General features: G+C 62.6%; 14 protein-coding genes and 1 pseudogene. 4 read left to right on the forward strand and 11 right to left on the reverse strand.

The genetic code is table 11. The features are described from left to right. Positions 1 to 81: 81 nt before the first annotated feature. The 8 genes from KQH55_RS08895 to KQH55_RS08930 form a co-directional block, all read right to left on the reverse strand. Positions 82 to 1,932 (reverse strand): alpha/beta fold hydrolase, encoded by a 1,851-nt coding sequence (locus KQH55_RS08895; RefSeq protein WP_235090624.1) that lies wholly within the window; start codon positions 1,930 to 1,932, stop codon positions 82 to 84. Continuing rightward, the gene (locus tag KQH55_RS08900) at positions 1,929 to 4,439 is read right to left on the reverse strand and encodes a beta-mannosidase (RefSeq protein WP_076793990.1); all 2,511 of its coding nucleotides are present in this window, start codon (positions 4,437 to 4,439) and stop codon (positions 1,929 to 1,931) included. Before KQH55_RS08900 ends, KQH55_RS08895 begins: the two co-directional genes overlap by 4 nt. A gap of 71 nt (positions 4,440 to 4,510) precedes the next feature. Further along, a complete protein-coding gene (locus KQH55_RS08905; RefSeq protein WP_235090636.1) occupies positions 4,511 to 5,557 on the reverse strand; it encodes a DUF1839 family protein in 1,047 nt (348 codons plus the stop codon). Between the two features lie 59 nt (positions 5,558 to 5,616). Then, the gene (locus KQH55_RS08910; RefSeq protein ID WP_235090625.1) at positions 5,617 to 6,582 is read right to left on the reverse strand and encodes an amino acid--[acyl-carrier-protein] ligase; all 966 of its coding nucleotides are present in this window, start codon (positions 6,580 to 6,582) and stop codon (positions 5,617 to 5,619) included. Then, on the reverse strand, positions 6,582 to 7,835 hold the full coding sequence (locus tag KQH55_RS08915) for an acyl-CoA dehydrogenase family protein (protein ID WP_235090626.1): 1,254 nt from the start codon (positions 7,833 to 7,835) through the stop codon (positions 6,582 to 6,584). Before KQH55_RS08915 ends, KQH55_RS08910 begins: the two co-directional genes overlap by 1 nt. Further along, entirely contained in the window at positions 7,832 to 8,083 is a 252-nt protein-coding gene (locus KQH55_RS08920) for an acyl carrier protein (protein WP_076788423.1), read from the reverse strand. The genes KQH55_RS08915 and KQH55_RS08920 overlap by 4 nt, the downstream gene beginning before the upstream one ends. 214 nt (positions 8,084 to 8,297) lie before the next feature. Further along, complete coding sequence (locus tag KQH55_RS08925) at positions 8,298 to 9,041, reverse strand: hypothetical protein (RefSeq protein ID WP_076793985.1); 744 nt, start codon at positions 9,039 to 9,041, stop codon at positions 8,298 to 8,300. Between the two features lie 412 nt (positions 9,042 to 9,453). Then, on the reverse strand, positions 9,454 to 11,208 hold the full coding sequence (locus KQH55_RS08930; protein ID WP_170872324.1) for a hydrogenase maturation protein: 1,755 nt from the start codon (positions 11,206 to 11,208) through the stop codon (positions 9,454 to 9,456). Positions 11,209 to 11,939: 731 nt separating this feature from the next. Here KQH55_RS08930 and KQH55_RS08935 point away from each other — a divergent pair. After that, positions 11,940 to 13,736 (forward strand): acetoin dehydrogenase E1 component beta-subunit, encoded by a 1,797-nt coding sequence (locus KQH55_RS08935; RefSeq protein WP_235090627.1) that lies wholly within the window; start codon positions 11,940 to 11,942, stop codon positions 13,734 to 13,736. 157 nt (positions 13,737 to 13,893) lie between these two features. On the opposite strand, the gene KQH55_RS08940 is transcribed toward KQH55_RS08935, so the two are convergent. Together KQH55_RS08940 and KQH55_RS08945 are read right to left on the reverse strand one after the other, a co-directional pair. Further along, a complete protein-coding gene (locus tag KQH55_RS08940) occupies positions 13,894 to 14,367 on the reverse strand; it encodes a hypothetical protein (RefSeq protein ID WP_139337265.1) in 474 nt (157 codons plus the stop codon). Between the two features lie 1,063 nt (positions 14,368 to 15,430). Continuing rightward, positions 15,431 to 17,260 (reverse strand): glycosyltransferase family 39 protein, encoded by a 1,830-nt coding sequence (locus KQH55_RS08945; RefSeq protein WP_235090628.1) that lies wholly within the window; start codon positions 17,258 to 17,260, stop codon positions 15,431 to 15,433. A 194-nt stretch (positions 17,261 to 17,454) separates the two neighbouring features. On the opposite strand from KQH55_RS08945, the gene KQH55_RS08950 reads away from it, so the two are divergent. After that, complete coding sequence (locus tag KQH55_RS08950) at positions 17,455 to 17,805, forward strand: superinfection immunity protein (protein WP_076793977.1); 351 nt, start codon at positions 17,455 to 17,457, stop codon at positions 17,803 to 17,805. Positions 17,806 to 17,921: 116 nt separating this feature from the next. On the opposite strand, the gene KQH55_RS08955 is transcribed toward KQH55_RS08950, so the two are convergent. Continuing rightward, positions 17,922 to 18,155 carry a hypothetical protein gene (locus KQH55_RS08955; protein ID WP_076788704.1) on the reverse strand — a complete coding sequence of 78 codons (234 nt, stop codon included), beginning with the start codon at positions 18,153 to 18,155 and terminating at the stop codon, positions 17,922 to 17,924. Positions 18,156 to 18,222: 67 nt separating this feature from the next. Between KQH55_RS08955 and KQH55_RS08960 the strand changes: the two genes are divergently transcribed. Together KQH55_RS08960 and KQH55_RS08965 are read left to right on the forward strand one after the other, a co-directional pair. Then, the gene (locus KQH55_RS08960; RefSeq protein WP_076793975.1) at positions 18,223 to 18,834 is read left to right on the forward strand and encodes an alpha-ketoglutarate-dependent dioxygenase AlkB; all 612 of its coding nucleotides are present in this window, start codon (positions 18,223 to 18,225) and stop codon (positions 18,832 to 18,834) included. Further along, positions 18,831 to 19,139 (forward strand): annotated as a pseudogene (locus KQH55_RS08965) (IS110 family transposase); the annotation flags it as partial. The gene KQH55_RS08960 and the pseudogene KQH55_RS08965, both read left to right, overlap by 4 nt. Between the last annotated feature and the right edge of the window lie 23 nt (positions 19,140 to 19,162).

Consider the following 19,162-nt stretch of genomic DNA (forward strand, 5'->3'; position numbering starts at 1 on the left):
CGTGCCGGCGCGCGGCCGACCTGGCAGCCGCAACGGGACGCGGCGTCAGGCCGCGGCATGGCAATTCTTTCGAAAACGTAGCTATGGGATATGCATTGAGGCAGTCGCCGAACGGGAGGTGGTAGCGGGCGCTGGTCTATGCAAGCCGCTCATGCCGCAAGGTTCGGCGCTCCAGTGCATCAACGTGTGTATGCATAGTTGAATGATCGCATCGGCGCCTTGTGTGCCATACACCGAGTGATCGAGTTGCGCGATGGTTTGCACGTCGATCTGCCGTTGCCTGCGAAATGCCCGGTGAGCAGGCCCGAAGTGACGGGACAGTTCGTCCAGTCCCGGGTCGAACTCGCCATAGACCAATAGTGCCTTCACTCCACGGCGCGCCAACGCGTGCATCACCCCGCGCTCGGAGTGAGCCGGCGGGCGCCAACCTGCCCGTTCGAGCAGCCGCATTGCTGGCACGCGTAGCTTGGCGGCCGTCAGCCGTACGAGCGCCTTGACAACGGGGCGCAGGTCACGCCGGCGTCGCAATAGGCTTTTCCACTTCTGCGGGTTGCGTGCTGACGCGAGGTAGCCGCGTGCCGAATTGGTCTGCTGAGCAATCGCGTCTGCGAGCGTCAAGCCGGCCGGCCAGATGAACCGGGGCAAGTTGATCACGATCATCCCGGTGACGGCCGCCGAACGCGATGCAGCCTGAAGCGACGCATACGCACCCGAGCAGATACCGAGCGCCACGACATCGCGGTATCCCTGTTCCACGAGCCAGTCCGCGGCCGCAACCACGTCCGTTACGGCTTGGTCAGAGTACGGGACGACGGATTGGTCGTCCAGCACGCAGGCGCCACTGTCGCCGACGCCGCTCACGTCCACGCGCAACGAGGCGATGCCGTGGGCTGCGAGTTGCCGCGCGACACGCACCGCGAGTCGTGCATCGGCACTGCGAGGATTGGAGGCGGTCGTGACGAACAGCAACGCCGGCATGCCCGAGCGGCCCGGCATCGGGGTGGCCGGCCGACACAGCGTTCCGATCAGCGGTGCGGCGCCGATCTGTACGGTGCTCTCGGTGGCGTCGGGCAGCACCAGGTGCGCACCCGTCGTACGCAACGAAGCGGCCGGTTCTGGCATAGGTTGCGCCACGGGGGCATCCTGCATTTGCCGCGTGGCGATCCATGCGACGCTCGCTTCGATGGTGGCGAGCGGCAGTCGGGAGCGGATGCTTTCGACCAATGTCGTGGCGGACTCGGGAAACGGCTGCACGGTGGTCTGGACGCCACGCGCCTGCAACGCCGTTTGCAGCACGGCACTGTCACCACGATCGGTATCGATGAGCAGTACGGAACGTGGTAGCGAAGCCGCGCCCCCGATGGCGGCGCACAGGTCAATTGCTCGCAACGCGGCGACGAAGTCAGCAGGATAGCGATGCCCGAGCACGCTCAGGCAGGGCTCTTTCGCATGGGCCTGCTGCACTGCGGGCGGCGTCGTGTCCAGCCATTGACGCTCGACCATGGCTACTTCGCGCATATAGGTGCGCCCTCGCACGATGGGCGACAGTGCGACGAGTGTATCGACCTGCAGGGCGGCAGATGTATCCATCGTGCAGGCCAATAACGCCATGGCGGCACCGGTGCGCAGGCCGACCAGCGTGACATCGGTCAGCTGCGCATGGGCGCGCAGTGCGTGCACAGCCCGGCCGATACTGGCAATGCTTTTGTCAAACCGGCCGCTGTCCAGGTCGTCGCCCGCCGAGTCGCCGCAGCAGGGGTAGTCGAACCGCAGCGCCCAGATGCCCTCGCGCGCCAGCCGCTGCGCTAGCGCACGCATCAGCTTGTGGGTCCACAGACCTTCGTGGCCGACGGCGGCGCACAGCACGACGCCTCGTGACGAGCGTCCTTCGTGCAGCCATCCGACGCAATTATCGAATGTAATTGGTATCACGATGGTTTCCTCAAGCGAATGACTTTGTTGGAATTGACGGCGCGTATCTCAATCGTTCCCGGGCCGTCGTGCGTGTCCAGATGCGGGGTTCCCAAGTAAAATGACGTAAGAGGGGAGTGCAAGGGTGTCGATTCTGGCAGCAGCGGGATAGACACGTTCGCGCCGGGCGCCAGATGGAACCAGTCGTCCTTCGGCAGCAGACCTGGCGCAGTGATCTGCACATAGCGCGCGCTCGCGCGCGTGCCGACATTGATCCACCATTGGCCGTCACGCTGTTCCAGCGAGGCGTTCAAACCGATATCGTCGCGTTCGAAGACGGCCGGCGCGGTACGTTCGGGGAAATAGAACGATTGCGCGAGCAGCCGCTCCTCGTGGTCGTACAGCGATGCGATGACCGTGTCATGTTCGCGCGGGCCAAACCGATACGCGTAGGTGAAGTCGAAGAAGCGCCCTAGGCACTGCGCCGCGCTGACCTGGAGTGCACCGTGCGGTTCGATATGAAGATCGCAACGGGCCCGTGTGACCGGCACGACGGCGTCGCGCAACGCGACCAATTCCAGCCGTCCCCGCAACGGGGCGGGGCCGTCGTTGAACACGTGTACGTCCAGTCCATTCAACCCCTCGTCACACAGGCACACTTGCTGCGATTGGAGCACGTGCTTGAGTGCATACCAGGTCGACTTGGGACGCCGGAACGCGTCCACGATGCCCCATCCGGCGCCTGGCATCACGTCCTGGAATTGCCACAGTAGTGCGCCCGTGCAGCTGGACGCAGTGCGGCGCCATTCCACCATTGTCTCGGATACGACGTCGGCGAGCACGGCTCGCGATAGTTCGAGGTAGCGTGACGGATCCTGTCCCCTGAGCCGCGCCGGGTCTTGCCCATACAGCTCGCGCAAATAATGATCGCGCACATCGTCGAAATCCCATGGCGCGCCGGGATCGCGCGGCACGGCCATTTTCCACGCGATTTCGTGCACCGACGGCGAGCCGATTGCAGCGAGCGTTGCATCGGCGGGAACGTGTGCAAACGCTAGGCATTCGCTGGCGAAGCGGACCGCTGCGCGGCGCGCATCGTCCAAGGGCCGCAGATAGGCGCCGACCCCGTAGTAATGCGAGATGCCCGTGCGGGGATAAAATGGCAGTACCTGCCCGGACGGCGTGTCCGATACGTACGGTACGTCGCCCCGATGTGTCGCGGCAAGCTCGGCGAGCAAGCTGGCAGTCAACGGCATATCGCGCTGCTCGTCACTCAGGCCGACCATTGACGCTTGCTGCGCGATTTCGCTGCCTCCGCATAGCACGGCCAATGAAGGGTTGCCTGCCGTACGCGCGAGAAACTGGCTGGCTTCCAGCTTTACCGATGTGACGAAATCAGGAGCGGTACACGGATAGTCGAAATTGGCGAACATGAAGTCTTGCCAGACCAGCAGGCCCAGCTCGTCGCACGACGCATAGAACGCGTCGTCTTCGTACGTCATGGTGCCACCGACGCGGATCATGTTGAAGCCGGCGTCCCGGGCCAGCGTTAACCACGTGCGATAGTCGTGCGCGGACACGCGCAACCCCAGCGGATCGGCGGTGCTCCAGCACGCGCCTCGCACGAAGATCGGCAGCGCGTTGACGGACAACGCGAAGCCCTGGCCGTCGTGGCCGCGCGTGACCTCGATGGCGCGGAATCCGACGTATCCCAGGGCCACGGTCGTGTCGCCCAGGTGCAGCGAGACGGCGTAGCGCGCTGGTTCGCCATGCGTGTGCGGCCACCATCGCTTGGCGTTTGGCACGGTGAGCCGCGCGCGCAGCGTGAACCGGTCGTGGCGTTGCAGGCGTACATGATGGCCCTCGCAGTCCAGGACCGCGTCCAAATGGCCGGAAACCGGTGCGGCAAATGTGATGGTCGCCTCCACGATTCCATCGCGGCCTTCGATCGAGGCGCTCAGCTTGTGGTGCACGATCTGCGCGGCCGTATCGGCGTCAGCGTTGATGACGGCCACGGCGCCCCACGGGCCGATTGGCTCGATGCGCGGAAACCAGCCTGGCATATGGCCGAACAGCGAGATTCGTACCGCCCGCAGTGCTGGCGCATCGACCAGGCGCGTGCGCCAGCGGGCGCGGCGGGGCGCGGGCATGGTATCGAGGTGGCGGGCCAGTGACCGAAAGCATAGATACAACGCGCTATCCTCGGGCAGCGGGTCGATGTACACCTGCTGCGAGACGAACATGTTCGTCGACTGCAGCAGCAAAGTGTCGTTCAGCCAGACCTGCGCGATGCCCGCCAACCCGTCAAACCGTATCAGGCGGGCGCCGCCGCGTCGCAGCGGTAGCCGGTACCAGTGGTCGTATTCACCCAGCCGGCTTGTACCCAGCGGGGTGAGCCGGTTCGCGGCCGCGAGTGCCTGGCCGACGGTCCCAGGCACGGGCGCGTCGATCCACTGCGATGCATCCACGTGCGGCAGATCGCTTGGTCGGGTAGCGGCGTCGGCCGGGGTAGTGCACAAGCGCCACATAGGCGAAGCCGCGCGCCCATGAACAGTTCCGGGGCCGGCAGTGCTGCGCCCGGCCGGGGCAGGCTGCGGATTCATTGCAACGAGGACCTGGCGTCGGGGCGGGCCGTGTTCGAGTCGTGGCACAGCCGTGGCGGTGCATCGTTGTCGCCCAACCGCACACCCAGTTCGTCAATCAACGACCCGTACGCGTGCTCGATGGTTTCCAGCGTACTTTCGCAACGGTCCTCGTTGCGTCGCGCGCAAGCCCTGGCGAGCCGGAATTCGAGCACCATCGCCTCGGAGGCGATCGTGTTGCAGGCGGCCACGCAAGCGGTAAAGGCCCCGTTGCCGTCGGTACCGTTCGCATCGGGTGCGTCCAGCCATCGCAGGCAGCGGCCCAGTAGCTCGAAGTTCGCACCGAGTTGACGCAACGTGTTGAATGAATACGAATGAAAGTACGAGATCGGGCGCGATGCGATGACTGCAGCGTCTTTGGCAAGCGCAGCCCGAAACGCGGCGATCGGGCTACTGGTGGGGCGGCGTTTGAAGTGCCGCGTCAGCAGCGAGAGCGCGGTTTCGTGCAGTGCCGGGCCGCGCAACGGCTCGAAGCGCCGCTTCGCGCATTCGACGTAGGGCGCCAGCGACGTACTGGAGCTGATGTCGAACAGCCCACGATAGTCGTCACCTGCGGCCCGATAGTATCCAGCGTTATGGAAATAGCCGATTTCGCCAGCTTGCAAGTCGATCGCGTCGATGCCGATGGTCGTCTTCGTGTGCTCGCGTTGATAACTGATGCCACGGGTGTCGGGCAGATGCCACGCATCCACCTCGACCAGCATCACGTTGCCGCGTCGGACCTGCTGCTCAATATGGTACGGCAGTGGCTCGAAGATGGCGTGCTCTTGCACGACAATCCCGTACAGCCGCTCTAAGTCTTCCAACGGCACCTTGAAAAAGGTGAACTGGTCTCCCTCAAAGTCTTGCGTGACTGTGAAGGGCAGCATGGCATGGGGCTCGAAACCCCATTGTGACAGCAGCTCAATCCACAGGTCGACGTAGCAATTGGTCTGCTTCCAGACCATGGTTGAGTCATGTAGCGCGTGCGGACGATAGCCAGCCGGGTCGCGCGGCAACGTCATCGGCAGCGCTGGCCGTGTGAGTGCGTGCGGCGTGGCCATGGGCGAGACGACGTCATTCATTAGCTCCCCCACAGCGCGTTGCGTACCGATTCTGGCCACGCCTGCACATCGAATCCATGATGCTTGAACAGTCCGAGCGCCAGGCGTTCCATGCCGAAACCTACACAACCGGTATGCGCGACGCCGGCATCGCTCGTCTTAATGCCCCACAGCAGGCCGAAGTGGTCCATGTGGTAGTTGAAGCTCAGGCAGGCAGTGAGTCGGGTGTCGCTCTCGATCGGCACCAGCATTTCGAATTTCAGGTTTTGCTCACGCTGGCTCGACGCGGCAATGCGGCCGCCGCGGCCAAAGAACGGGTCATTGGCCAGGTCCACTTCGTGCGGCAGCGCCAGTATCGCCATCATTCGCTTGCCACGCTCGATCCACTCGGTGCGAAATGCCAGGATCTGATCTGGCGTACCCAGGCGCACATACTCGCGCATGCGAAACAGCTGCATCCGGGTTGCGTCCAGCGACGGCTCGTGGCGAAAGCAATACGAGAACAGATCCAGCGTCCTGCCCTGCGGTGGCAGCGCGCCGCGCCGCGCGATGACCGGATAGGCGGGATAGCATGCAGCCGGCGTCATGACCACGTAGGTCGGCTTTTGGAACTCGGTCCAATCCTCGCCCCGGTCCAGGCATTGCAGCACACGTTGATGCTCGTGCTCCGAGCCGCAGAAGCTATGGACCGTCCCGGCGAGCTGCGGAAATCCCTTCAGGTATTCGCTATGCTCAAAATCGGTCCGGTTCATTGCGGGCGGAAAGCGCAGTACCTCGGCGTGCTGATCAGCGCCCAGGCGCGTGACCAATGCATCGATGGCCCCGATCACGTTCTCGAACACTTCGCTCCTGCCATACAGGCCTTGCACGCCCATCGGGATTAACAGGCCCGCGTCCACGAGCGCATCGCGTAGTGCGTTCACGCCGTGCCGATCATCGATGTCGGCCGCGTGCGCCGGTGGGTTTTGCAGCGTAATATCACCCATTATTCTTTCTCCAGCGAAGCGGGCCGTTGCGCCAGCAATAGGCTGGCCGTATTGGCATCGATACGGTCATTGTTGATCATAAGGGGTGCAGAATAGAGATCGCGAATGTGCCGGCTCAGCGTGAACGGCGTGCCGTTCTTGTACGCCGCCATGCCGCAAATCATCACCGCATGCATTACGACCTGTAGCGCGGTGATGGACACGTAAGTCTTGAGCGTGTTGATCTGAGCCGCGTCTGCCATTGTCTCGGACCACGAGCGCGTGGCCGATGCGCTGGCGCGCGCGTGGACGCGCAGCGCGCTGTCGATGCGTCCCTGCATGGCTTGCAGCAGGCCGAGCGCTTCGGCGATTCGACTACCGGCGGGCGATGCGCCGGTCGGCTTGTCTTGTGCCTGTGTGCGGAAGTAGCGATGCGCGCGGGAAAACGCGTCGCTGGCGATGCCGGTCCACAGTGACGACCACAGGATGTGGGAGGCCGGCACCATCGTGCGCTCGGCGATCTCGCCGAACGGTACGGGGAAAACCTGTTCCTGGCGGCCGCGCGACTCGAGCACGAAGCCTTCGCTGCACGTGCCCCGCATGCCGAACGTATCCCATCCGCTGCGGCGAGTCAGGGTCGTGTCGTCTTTCAAAATCGTCACGAGCACCTGCTCCACGGCCGGCGCGTCCGGCGAGCGCCGGGCGGTCGTCAGAATGGCGTCGGCATAGGCGCCGTAGGAGATCGTCGGCGTGCGCTTGTGCAATGTGAACGCACCGTCGCCGTCGGGTTCGATCGCGCAGCGGCTGTTGCGCAAATTGCCGCCCACGCCATCTTCGGACGTCGCGGACGCCAGCAGCCACTCATGCTCGGCAACCTGTCGGAGAAACCCGCGATGCCACGGCACCGACATCGCATGTTCCAGTACGCAAATCACTTCGATCTGATGCATCGCGTAGATCATCGCGGCAGACGAGCACGCATGGCCGAGAATGCGGCACGCTGAAGCGACCGCTTCCAGCGACGCGCCCATGCCGCCCAACTCGACGGGCACCATCGCGCCGAGCAGCCTATGCTCGCGCATGGCGTCGATGGCTTCGCTTGGGAACCTGGCTTTGCGGTCCACGGCATCGGCGAAACGCGCCGCGACCTGCGCCACCGCGATCGCGGCTTGGTCCAACGCGTGCTCGCCGGCGCCCGACGGGTGCGCGTCAGGTTCGGGCAATGCAATGGCGTGCACCGGCTCACCACCGTTGGCGGATTGGATAACGCTCATGCTGATTGCACGTCGCGCTGCAATTGCGAGACGGCCTCAGCCAGTGAATCGATGCTCTGAAACAGATGGCGATTCAGCATGCGGTCGGGAATTTCGACGTTGAAGTGTTTTTCGATCGCAAGCATCAATTGAATCGTGTTCAGCGACGACAAACCTGCTTCGTAGAGGTCGTCACTGTCGGAAAGGCGGTCAACGGATAATTCCAGGTGAGCGACTTCCTGGATGATCTGTCTTAATTCGTTTTTCATCGGATGCTCCGGTATCAATCATTTTCCGGCTCGGGTCGTCCAAATCCCGGCGGCGGCACTCCCCGTGCGCGAAGCTAGTAGACCAGTCCGTACTCGCGAGATCTGTGCGGCACCCGACAAAACGCCAGTGTCTCTAACAGCGTGAAAAAGTGCGTGCAAAACGCAGCGTTCACACAAAGAAGCGCTGTGCAACGCGGTTTGGAGGCGCTGCACACTACGGCGGAGCACCAATCGGCGGCGCCGGGCAATAAAAAACCCGGTGGCAGCAGGTGCAATTGGCGGAAAAAACGGTATCCAAGACCCGCAGCCCGAATGCGACTACGCTGATTGTGCGCGCTCGCACGTTGGAGGTACTGCTTCGGCATGCAAAATACCTGGCATGGCTTGCCGCGCAGACGGCGGGAAGCGAGCGAGATGGATTACCCGGACTGCCCGCCTGAGGGACCAGCGGCGCGATGCTGGAGCGGTTCGCGCGACAGCCGGCTGTGCGCAATGCGTCGCGCAACGGTGCGACGATCCGCTCCTGGCACACCACTGCTGCCACCACAGTGCCAACCAGATAGGCCGGGTAAAGCGCCATCGACGGCACGACGTCGCGTGACGCGTTTACACATGCCGTGAACTGCTGCACGCATTGTAGCGGGTCCATGCCGATCGCCAGCAACTTTCCCAGCTTGGTGAAGACGAGAAACAATGGCAAATGGATGGCGAACAGCGACAGCGCTGCGTTGCCGAGCCGGGTGGCGAGCCGCGCGGCCGCGGTGGGCATCGTAACATGAGCACACACCAGGATCAGTGCGGCCTGGGATGGCAGCAGCGCGCCGTTATGGACAATGTACTGCCAGCCAAATCCGCCATGCTCGAGCGCCTTGACGCCGCCGATGAAGGACAGCGCGACGAAAGCGAGCGTTGCGGCACGGACCGCCCGCGCCCGGCTATGCCAGGCGTGGGCGCCCATGATTGAGCTAGATGTGGATGAACCGGGGAGGACGCTTGGGGAACGACGGAATGAAAGTACGGAACCGGTCGGTCCCCGCCGGCGGCGAGCGCCGGACAGACAGCATGGGAGGGACGTTGGCGCACGTGCGGCATGGCAGGGCGCAACACGCGTCGACGCAGCACAGCCGTCCGTGGGGGCAGCTGCAGCGGTCGCTGTCGTGCGCTTGCTGCGGCCGGGCCGTCGCTTGCGTCGCGTATGCCGTCGCGCGCGCGGCAACGCGTGCGCCGTGGGTGCGCACCGCCGGCGTCGCGCCAGGCGCGAACGCTGGAACCAGCGTGTTTCTGACGTGGTGGCTGTTGTATGCGTACGACAGCGATGGCATTGCCGTCGCAATATGTCGCGATGGCGATGAATCCGTGCCGGCCGGCTGTTACGCTTGAACGGGCGACGGCTCCCGTCGGTGCTGCGTATTGTGCGACTGCCGCACGCCGACGTCGCCAAGCAGGTGTAGCGGCGTTGCCGCACACGGGATTTTGTGAACGAATTGGTAGCGTAGTGCGTGGTAGCTGGCATCCGGATCATCGAAGGCTGCCTTCATGCGCTGCAATTCTTCGTCCCGATAGGCTTGCAGCGGCTTGCGCCGTTCGTCCATGCTTCGCACGCGCGCCTTGATGTTCAGATACGTCGAGAACCGTTCGTCCTGCGCGATCGTCTGGCAATGGCGTGACAGCAAAGCGTGATATTCAGTCCAATCCTCTGGCAGCACGTGGTCGACGAGGTTCATGCCTAGCGCTTCGTCCGCCACTACCGGCAAGCATGCGTCGACTAGGGCCTTCGCTCGTGCGGCGCCGGTGCGACGCGGCAATAGGTAAGTCCAGTACTCGGAGCCGTATAAGCCCATTGTCTGGTAGTGTGGATTGAGCACGACGCCGCGGCGGGCCAGCACGAAGTCGCATGCCAGTGGCATGATGGCGCCGCCGGCGCCGGCGTTGTTGCGCAGCGCGGCAATGGTGATCTTGCGTTCGGTCAGCAGGATGGTGCGCACTAAGTCGTTTATCGCATTGATGTTGCGCCACGACTCGCCGGCCGGATCCGGCGATGCCTCGATGCAGTGCAAATGAATGCCGTTGCTCCAAAAATCGTTGCCGCCCATTAGTACGATCACGCGCACGTCGTGGCGCCGACTCAGCGCGTCAAGCACATGAGTCAAGCGCGTGCATTGGCCGGTGCTCATCGCGCCGTTGTGGAAGTCGAATTCGACGTATGCCACCCGATGTTCGACATGGATGCGGATATCCTCGATAGCAGGCGAGTCCATCTCGGGTAACTGCTCTAGCCAGGCTGCGTCGCCGAACGCGGCGCGCAGCGCCAGCATCGCCGGGAGCTTGATGCCGGCGCCTGGACCGCGGCTCCCCGCCTTCATCTGCTTGATCCATACGGCACCGTCCCGCGTGGCGCGGCACACCGCGCCGTGCCGCTGGCCCAGCCATGCCCCCGGCGTGGCCTCATGTGCGATGCCCGTATCCGCTACCGCACCGAACAGATACACCGGCTGGCCATGGATCTCGTCACGCACGCCGGGGAAGCCGTCAGCCGCATGGATGCGGTTGACGATCGTATCGGTGTCGTCGGTGCTCCAGTCGATGCGGCGTGCATCCTGTCGCATCAGCACGTGGGGACGGCCCTTGACCGACGGGCGAGAATAGTCTTGCGGATGCGGCCGGAACCGCGGATTCGCGAAATCGACCAGTGCCTGCCGGATGAGCTTCACCGCGCCGGGTATGACATCACGTCGATAGATGCTGCCTTTGCTGGCCGTGCGCATCGCAAACCGGTGCGTCCCCCACACATCGCCGCCGTCCATTTCGGCGTTGGCTTGCAGCAGGGTAACGCCCCACTCGGATTGCCGGTGGGTAATCGCCCAATCCAACGCGGACGGCCCCCGATCGCCCTCGATTCCCGGGTGCACGACCAAGCACGGCCAGGCGCGCCATACCGTGTCGGGAATGCGATGTTTCAGGAATGGACAGATGATCATATCCGGATTGACCTGTTCAGCGCGAGCCAGCATCGTGTCCGGGTCCGGCGACAATTCAATGCAGACGCGATGCTCCAGTGCAATGAGTTCGCGATGAACACGCTGGACCATGCCGTTATAGGCCGAGGCAAACAGCAGAATATCCAAGCGCCCCCCAGATGGTGTTTGCGATATCGAGCAATCAAAAAACGCGAATACAGCGTGAAGCGTAGCAATCCCACCTCGCGCGACGACAGGGATGCCGAAGAAAGCGACGGGAAGGCGAAGTGATGGGCGTTGAAAGGGTGCTGTGTGGCGCCTAAGCAAACAGAAATCCGCTTTCGGAAACATCGACCGGTGATGCCCGGATGCCCGGAAAAATGTGCCGGACTCAGCCCGGCCGGACTATCAAGACATGGGTAAAACTGAGCTGCGAAGCAGGCATATCATGCCGGCTACCGTGATGTCGCGGAAAATTAATCCATATTGTCCGATGAGTTAGCAATCCAAAACAGAAAGACCCAATTTGTACTATACCAATAAAACCGGTGTGGGTGACTTGATTGGTTCATATATTTCGCCCAAATCGTTATATAAGCAACGATTGTTTCCTTATTGATCTTTACTTGGCGCTTCGCGCGTGATACGTTTCGCGCCTCATACTTTCAATTGCATTACATGCAGTTCAGCCAGCAAATGAGTTGACGCGCACGCCGGTGCCGAGGCAGCGCTATTGCTCTGCGTCTAACATTTAATAGAAGGCCGTCGGTCTTTTTTAAAGATTATCCGGTTCTTCGGAGGGCTGCTTTTAACCACTTAAAATGGTGACCATCATGAAAATGGAATTAAATAAATGTCTTTGCCGGTTGATTAAGCCAGGTCGAGTATCCTCCAGCGCAATGGTGATCGCTGTTGCGCTGTCCATGAATGCGTGTGGCGGAGGAGGAGGCGAGCCCGGTGTCGGCGACGCGATGGTTGCCGGCCAGCCTGATACGCGGACCGTGACCGTCCTTCATACTTCGGCGCTGTCCAAGCAGCCGGCTTCGATGTCCTCCGAAAACTCGGCTTCGGTGCTGTCCGAAAGGCCGACTTCGGCGTCATCCGAAAAGCCTGCTTCAGGGCTGTTCGGGGAAGCTGTCACGAGTTATTTTCAAATGCAGGTCAGTGACGGAACACTGGATTTAGCGGCTACCGTCGGCATGGTGCCTATTGAGGGCGCATCCGACGACGACCGGATCGTCTACGTGGCCTACACCCAGCGCGATGCGGAACCCTCGTCCCGCCCAGTCACCTTCTTGTTCGGTGACAGCGTTCGACAGGATCCGCTGCGTTCTACCGGCTATCTGTTGCTGGCAACGGTCGGTCCTATCGTCGGGAACCTTTCGGGCCGAGAATGTTGGGATCGATATGACAACGTCTCTACGTTGCTCGACGTGTCCGATCTGATTTTCGTCCATCCTACCGGATCGGGATTGGGCGATTTTTGGGGCAGCCCTCATGCGGGGAGGATGGCAATGCGTTTCATTGATAACTATCTAGATGCGCATCAGAGGCGTGGCTCGCCAGTGTACCTTGTCACTCACGGTGCACGTGTGGCCGGTCATGCAATGGATTTATTGAAAACGAGGCCTCACGGGTTCGCCGGCATGGCGATGCTCTCGCCGGTCTTGGGGCCGGACGGGCGTGCCGAACATCGGGAGCCGCCTGCCGAGATATCGTGGGAGCTGGGCGCGCAATGGCTCCTACACCTGGATGCCGATCTTGGTCTTGACGCCACGCGCCATTTGCCTGCCGAGCTCGATCGTCTGTGGCAGTCGCCGTACGATGTCGCTGGCGATATCCGACGTTGCGCCAATGATTCGTTCTGCGCCCAAAGCAGCGAGGCACCGCCATGGTCAGCAGGCGCGCTAGTCGAAGCGTTGTCGGTAGCTGACGCGCCTCGGCTGTTTATCGCATATGGTTCAGACGTTCAGGAGCAGGCGTTTTCGTCTGAACTGAGCCGCCTGAATGTGCATCCCACGCTTGCCAATCGAATCCAGGTGGAAAGCTATCGCGGCTTTCAAGAGGGTGATTCACGGCGAGACTTGTTTTATCTGGACGAAGTATCGCGGTTACTACTCCGAGGAGGCCTCCAGTGGCTTTATGCGTCGCGCGACGATGCATCCGTTGGCGGTTTGTCACACAAGGAGAAGCCAAGTCGAACGATCGCACGATCCGATATATTGTTGCAAGAACGCGATAGCGGCCTGGAGCTGGACATGATGGGTGACACGACGCGCAACTCACTGGCGGACAGCGTGCTTGTGCAGCAGGAGGACACCTGGATATCGATGCCGCGCCAGTTGGACCGCAGTTGGCTCGACCAGCTAAGCAATCCGTTCCGGGAAGGTCTGTCAGAGGACGAGTGCCTCGAACGAGCGTGCCAGTTAACCTTTGCACTGTTGCAAGAAGCCGAAAATTGTTTGCGGACGGGCCCGACATGGCAGCCAAGAAGGCGCCAGTCGGCCGATAGTGTTTTCGCGCAGGACGATGGCGTGCTCCATCTGCCGCGGACCAGCGTATCGGAGACGACGGTGTCTGGTCATGGCGATGTGCGGAGACGGGGTTCAAGGCTGACGCCAATCCGAGTCGAGCCAGAATTGACAGAACCGCGTTGGCCTGACCTACCGACGCCGCCGGCCTCGCCCGAGAAATAACCCTCCAACGGTGCGCGTGGGCAGCGTGCGAGAGAATGCGCACGCTGCCATACAGAGGTGACCTGGTGACACAACGTCACATGCTACCGGCGCAGGCGCTGATAGACGGGTCACTCCAAGTGGACACTTTGTTGCCGGCCACCACCGGATTTCGCGGTCACGGTATGAAGCAGGCAAGTAGTGCTGCACCCGCTTGCTTGGTGAGGTGGTTGCGTTGGACAAAGGCTATTGTTTCTCTCACGGCATTTTGCCGTTGTCCTTTGCCCAGCATGTTAATCACGCCATCGCGCCGGGCCGCATCCAGCACTTCCAGCGCATCGACGCCGTTTGTGTCACTGCCATCGAGCAAACGCAGCGCACGCTGCCAAATCTGCCGCGACAGCGTGTCGTGCAACCGAGGCGTGGTTTCGATCAGCCGGTGGACTGCTTGTATGCGCACCGGAGGGGGCGTGCGCAACAGTGCGGACTCCAGCATCGAGAGTTTGTCGGCGTGCTGCGCTGCGGGCAAGGTGGCCAGCCCCAGCAGCAGTTGTTGCAGCGTGATCATCAGCTGTTCGGATGGCAGCCCCAACGCCAGCTGCTGCATGTCTGCGTAGCGAAACGGGCGTTGTGCATCGGGCAGTCCGCTCACAGCCGCGGCTAATGCGCCGACTGGCGCACCTTGAAGCGAGGGCGGCAGGCGCCGTGTCCAGTCCTGCAATATTCCGGTATTCCATCGACACGTCGAGGGCCGCGCCGTGGCTGCTGTCGCGCAATACAGATAGTTGCGTCGCCAACACGGCGATGAGTTCGGCTTGTTGCGTCTGGTCAAGCGAGGGTAGGCGGCCCAACAGCGCCTGATACCGCGCCGCGAATTGCGACGGCCCCAATGGCAGGCATGACAGCGTCGAGGCAAGCGACGCCCACAGGTTCTGATGGCCGTTCCGATGTTGCTCGGCAATCGCCTGCATGAAGTCGAATAATTCCACGCGCTGTTGCGGTGCGTATTGGGCAATCGATACGATCATCGGTTGTTGGATGACATGGCCATGTCGGGGGATTCCGTCTGCCGCGCGGAATAGGCGTTTGAAGGCCTCCGGTCGTTCGGCGGCCGGCAGCCATGGCAGCCGGTACCAGAGCGCCACGACGGGGTCGGTGCGCAGGCGGGGCTCGAACTGGAGGTCCTGCGTATCGTCGAGCAACTGTTGCAGCGACGCGAGGTCCACGATCGTTTCGGCCCGTCGGCAGTTGCGCCATGCCAGTCGTCGTTCGCGCAGGATCCCATAGGAGCGTTGGTTCAGCGCGGAAAGCTGTGCGATATCGTCACACGACAGGTACGACGCGATTTGCTGGATCACCTCCGGCGGCAGATCATCATACGTGGTTCGGCTTGCTGGCGCGGGCAATGCAGCGTTACAAACGACGTGACCGGTGCGCGCGGGCCGCGGGGGCGCGGCAGCGGCCTGCACGGAGTGTCGGCCGTCGGTGGCATAAACGGCGAACTTGACGGCATTAAAAGCGTCGTTGAAGTCGAGATCCATCGGCGGGTCAGTTAGTCGTGATCCACGTTAGATGAAAGCCATTCGAAAGATTGTATGTCAACAAGGGGCGAAGATCAGTCATATTTTTTCTTGATGCGCGCCAATCTGAAATATATTGGTTAATTGCTTACAATTTCGACACTGTTGCGTGTACCCGTGCCGCGGCCTGTGTGCCTACGATCGCGTGTCCTCGCGCACGAACACGCGCAGGCGCTCATGCGTATCGCCTTGGCGGGCACCTTGCCACACGCGTTTCCAGCCGTCGTAACCTGCGTCCAGCTTCGACGTATCATCCTGCACGATCAGCCAGCGGCAGGCGCTCGACGCGGCCATGTCGGGCGGCACAGGCCGATGCACGATACCGGTCACGTATTCGAGCATTGGCGCTTCCGATTCGCCGAGGCCAACGCTGGCCATGCAATCGCCGCTGTGCCAGTCGGCATGGAGCGACGCGGCCAGTTGCTCGAACACTGGCGTATAGCTCTTTGCGCGGTCCAGCCACGGCAGCAGCAACGTGAAGACAAGCCCCCAGGCGAGCGTCACGCCGGCGCACCAGACAAATGGCGCTTGGGCGGGTCCGAGCCGTCGTGCATATTGGCATGCGGCGAACCAGGCGATGCACAACGCAATGGCCAGCGCCACCGCTGGCGGCTGGAACGGAACCACGTAGTCCAGCGGCAGCCACTTTTGTAACCATCGGGCGGCGTCGTGCGCCGCGATCGGCCGCATCATCACCGCCCAAACGAACCAGGCCAACGCGCCGAACGCGGTAAACAGCACGAGGCTCAGCGCGCTCCATCCGCGTCGCAGCGCGGCGGGCAATTGGGCCACTCCATCCGCGCCGAGCACGGCGAGTGGAGCCACGAACGGCAACAGGTACAGCACCCGTGCGGTCGCCGACAGGCTGAGCAGTCCGATGCCGAACACGCAGAAAAGCAGCGCAATGCCGGTCGCCGGCTCGGTGATCTTGCGCCAGCCGCCGCGTGCGAGCGCGTACAGGGCCAGTGGACCGCTCGGAAACGCGCCGATCAGCAGCGCGCGCAGTACCACCGCATGATCGTTGTCGGAGCCCAGCCGATCCACTGAGAAACCGAGAAAGCGGCCCACGTTGTTGTCCCAGAACCAGTCGATGAACAGCTCAGGCGAGCGATGGGCGAGCAGTGCCGGCCAGACGAGAAAAAACGGTACGCTTAGCCCCATCGCGAGCACCACCGCCGCGACGTAGCGGCGCGAGCGGCACGCGGGCGTGAGCGCCGGTAATGCGGCCGCGGTCAGCGCCAGCACGCCGGGGATGAACAATCCCTTGGTCATCTGCGCGATGCCGGTGCCGATGCCGAACCATGCCACGTTGGTGAACGTTGCGCTGTGACCAGCCTGCATGCGCAGTGCGATCCGGTATAAGCCGTACAGTGCGCAGACGGTCCCGGTTACCAGTGCGACGTCCGTGAACAGGTCGTGTACGTGCTTGACCATGATCAGGGTGCCGCTGAACAGCGACAGTGTGACGAGCGTCGCTTGCCATGGATCGCGGCACTCACGCGCTGCTGCGCCGCCGGTATGACTCTTGTCGCGCGCGCGCAGGCGGCTCCACGCCGCTAACACCAGCAGTGTGACGGCGCCGCACAGCACCGTCGTGAGCCGGGCGCCGTCATGCAGCGGCAGCCATCGCGACAGGCTCCCGGCTACCAGCGCTGCGACCCAGTAGTACAGCGGTGGCTTCTCCATGAACGGCTGCCCAGCGTTGATGGGGACGATCCAGTCCTTGCCGTGCAGGAACGATTGGATCATGCCGAACGAATAGGTCTCGTCTTGCTTCCACGGCGCGTGGCCGAGTATGCCGGGCAGCAGGTATAGCAGGGCGGCGAGTACGATAAGTGCAGTGCGACGTAGCGCGAAGGGCGGCGCGGCCCATGAGTTGCTGGCCGACAGCGCATCCGGCGTCGGCGCACCTGGATGCGTGCCGCGAGCCGGCTGCTGCGGCGTGCGAATTGGCTTGGACTTCATACAGCGTTGTGAGAGGGTACTGACCATTTCAACGGCCAGGTTGGCCGGCAGGAGTGGTGAGCATACAGGAAGCCGCCCTGTCCGTTTGTCAAATGGCGGATCGCACGCCTGTTCGTTGCGGCTTCGGCGTTCGGCGCCGGGCATCGCCGGTCCTCGTGCTGCGGCACGGGGCAAGCTCGACTATAGTGTCGGACATGAGGATCACAATCATTCAACTGGTCCAGGCACTGGCGGTGTTGCTGTTGTATTTTGCCCCGTCGATCGTGGCTGACCGGCGCAAGCGGCCGGATACGTTGATGCTGGCTCTGTTCAATGTCTGCCTGGGGTGGACGGTTCTTGGATGGCTGCTTGCGCTGCAATGGGCGCTTGGACCAGTCGCGCATACGGTCGATGTCGGCAAGTTGACGGTGCGGCGGCGCACGTCGACCATGCGCATGTTGTCGAACAGCTTGACGCAGCGCGCTCGGCGCACGGATGCGCGCGATGCGCAACGGGAAGCGGACGTCAAGGCGGCGCGGGCGCGGGCGCGCCGCGGTGAATTCTAAACCGTAAGACGGCCGCATCCCCCGGCGCGTCGCCGCTCGAGCCGCACGGCAAACAGGCGCAGCCTCCCATCGCGCCGTGCACGCTGGCGCAGCGTTTGCGACACTGGCTGCGTTGCTCAGCCCAGGCCGTCGAGCATTGAGCTGAGCACTTCGTCGAACGCCTGTTGGGCGTCTTCCAGTTCCTGCAGTGCCGCGTCAAAGGTACTCAGCGCGAAGCCCGATGGGCGGCCGTCGCCTTCAGGCGGGAATTGTTTCTGCAGCGCGGCGAATGCACTTTGCACGCCAAGGGTCGCGGTCACCACGCGCTGCATGGCCCGCGTTTCCGCTGCCCGGATCTGTTCTACCGACATGGTGTGCATCCTGAATGGTTGGGACAAAAAAGATACTATCAGGGCTCATGCGTCGTTTCGTCGTTCTATGCTGGATCTTTTTGATGACGTTCCGAAACCGGACATAGATTGGTATCCGAATTGCCTCACACCTGCCGTGGTGGCGGACTCGCTGCGCCAGCTTATGGACGAGGTCGCGTGGCGACAGGACTGGATCAACACGCCGCGCGGCCGCATTCCGCTGCCGCGGTTGACCGCTTGGCAGGGCGATCCCGACGTCGTCTATGTATATTCCGGCATTGTGAACGTGCCGGCGCGATGGACGCCCACGGTGCTGGCGCTGCGTCGAATCGTGGAGCGCGTGGCCGCCACGCGGTTCAATAGCGTATTACTCAATCGCTACCGTCACGGCAAGGATGGCATGGGTTGGCACGCCGATGACGAAGCGTCGTTGGGCCAGCAGCCTATCATCGGCTCACTCAGTCTCGGGGCGGCGCGCACCTTCGAGTTGCGCCATAATGCGACCGGGGTCGTGCATAGGCTCAGGCTCACCAGCGGCAGTTTGCTCGTGATGCGAGGCCGGACGCAGGCTGAATGGAAGCACCGCGTGCCGAAGGCTGCTGGACTGGCTGCTGAACGGCTCAACTTGACCTTCCGTTGGGTCGAACCCACGCAGCGCACAGCGGCCGGGCGTGCGTGAGTGCGGCGCCTGTGCCAGACTCGATCACGGTCGCCTATGCGCTCGGCATGGGCGAGGTGAAACTGCTCGGCAAGATCGGCACCACGAAGGCGGACATCGATCACTTGTGCAAGCGACTGCAGTCGAAAGCGCGCCACGTCTGCGTCGTCTACGAGGCAGGCCCATGCGGCTATGGACTTTACCGCCAGCTCCTGCAGAAGGAATTCGACTGCATGGTGTGCGCACCGTCATTGATTCCCAAAAAGCTGGGCGAGCGCGTGAAGACGGATCGGCGCGATTCGATCAAGTTGGTGCGTTCCCTGCGCACTGAATTTGTGCGATTCACGGA

This window comes from Mycetohabitans sp. B3, from assembly GCF_021498065.1.
GTDB lineage: Bacteria > Pseudomonadota > Gammaproteobacteria > Burkholderiales > Burkholderiaceae > Mycetohabitans.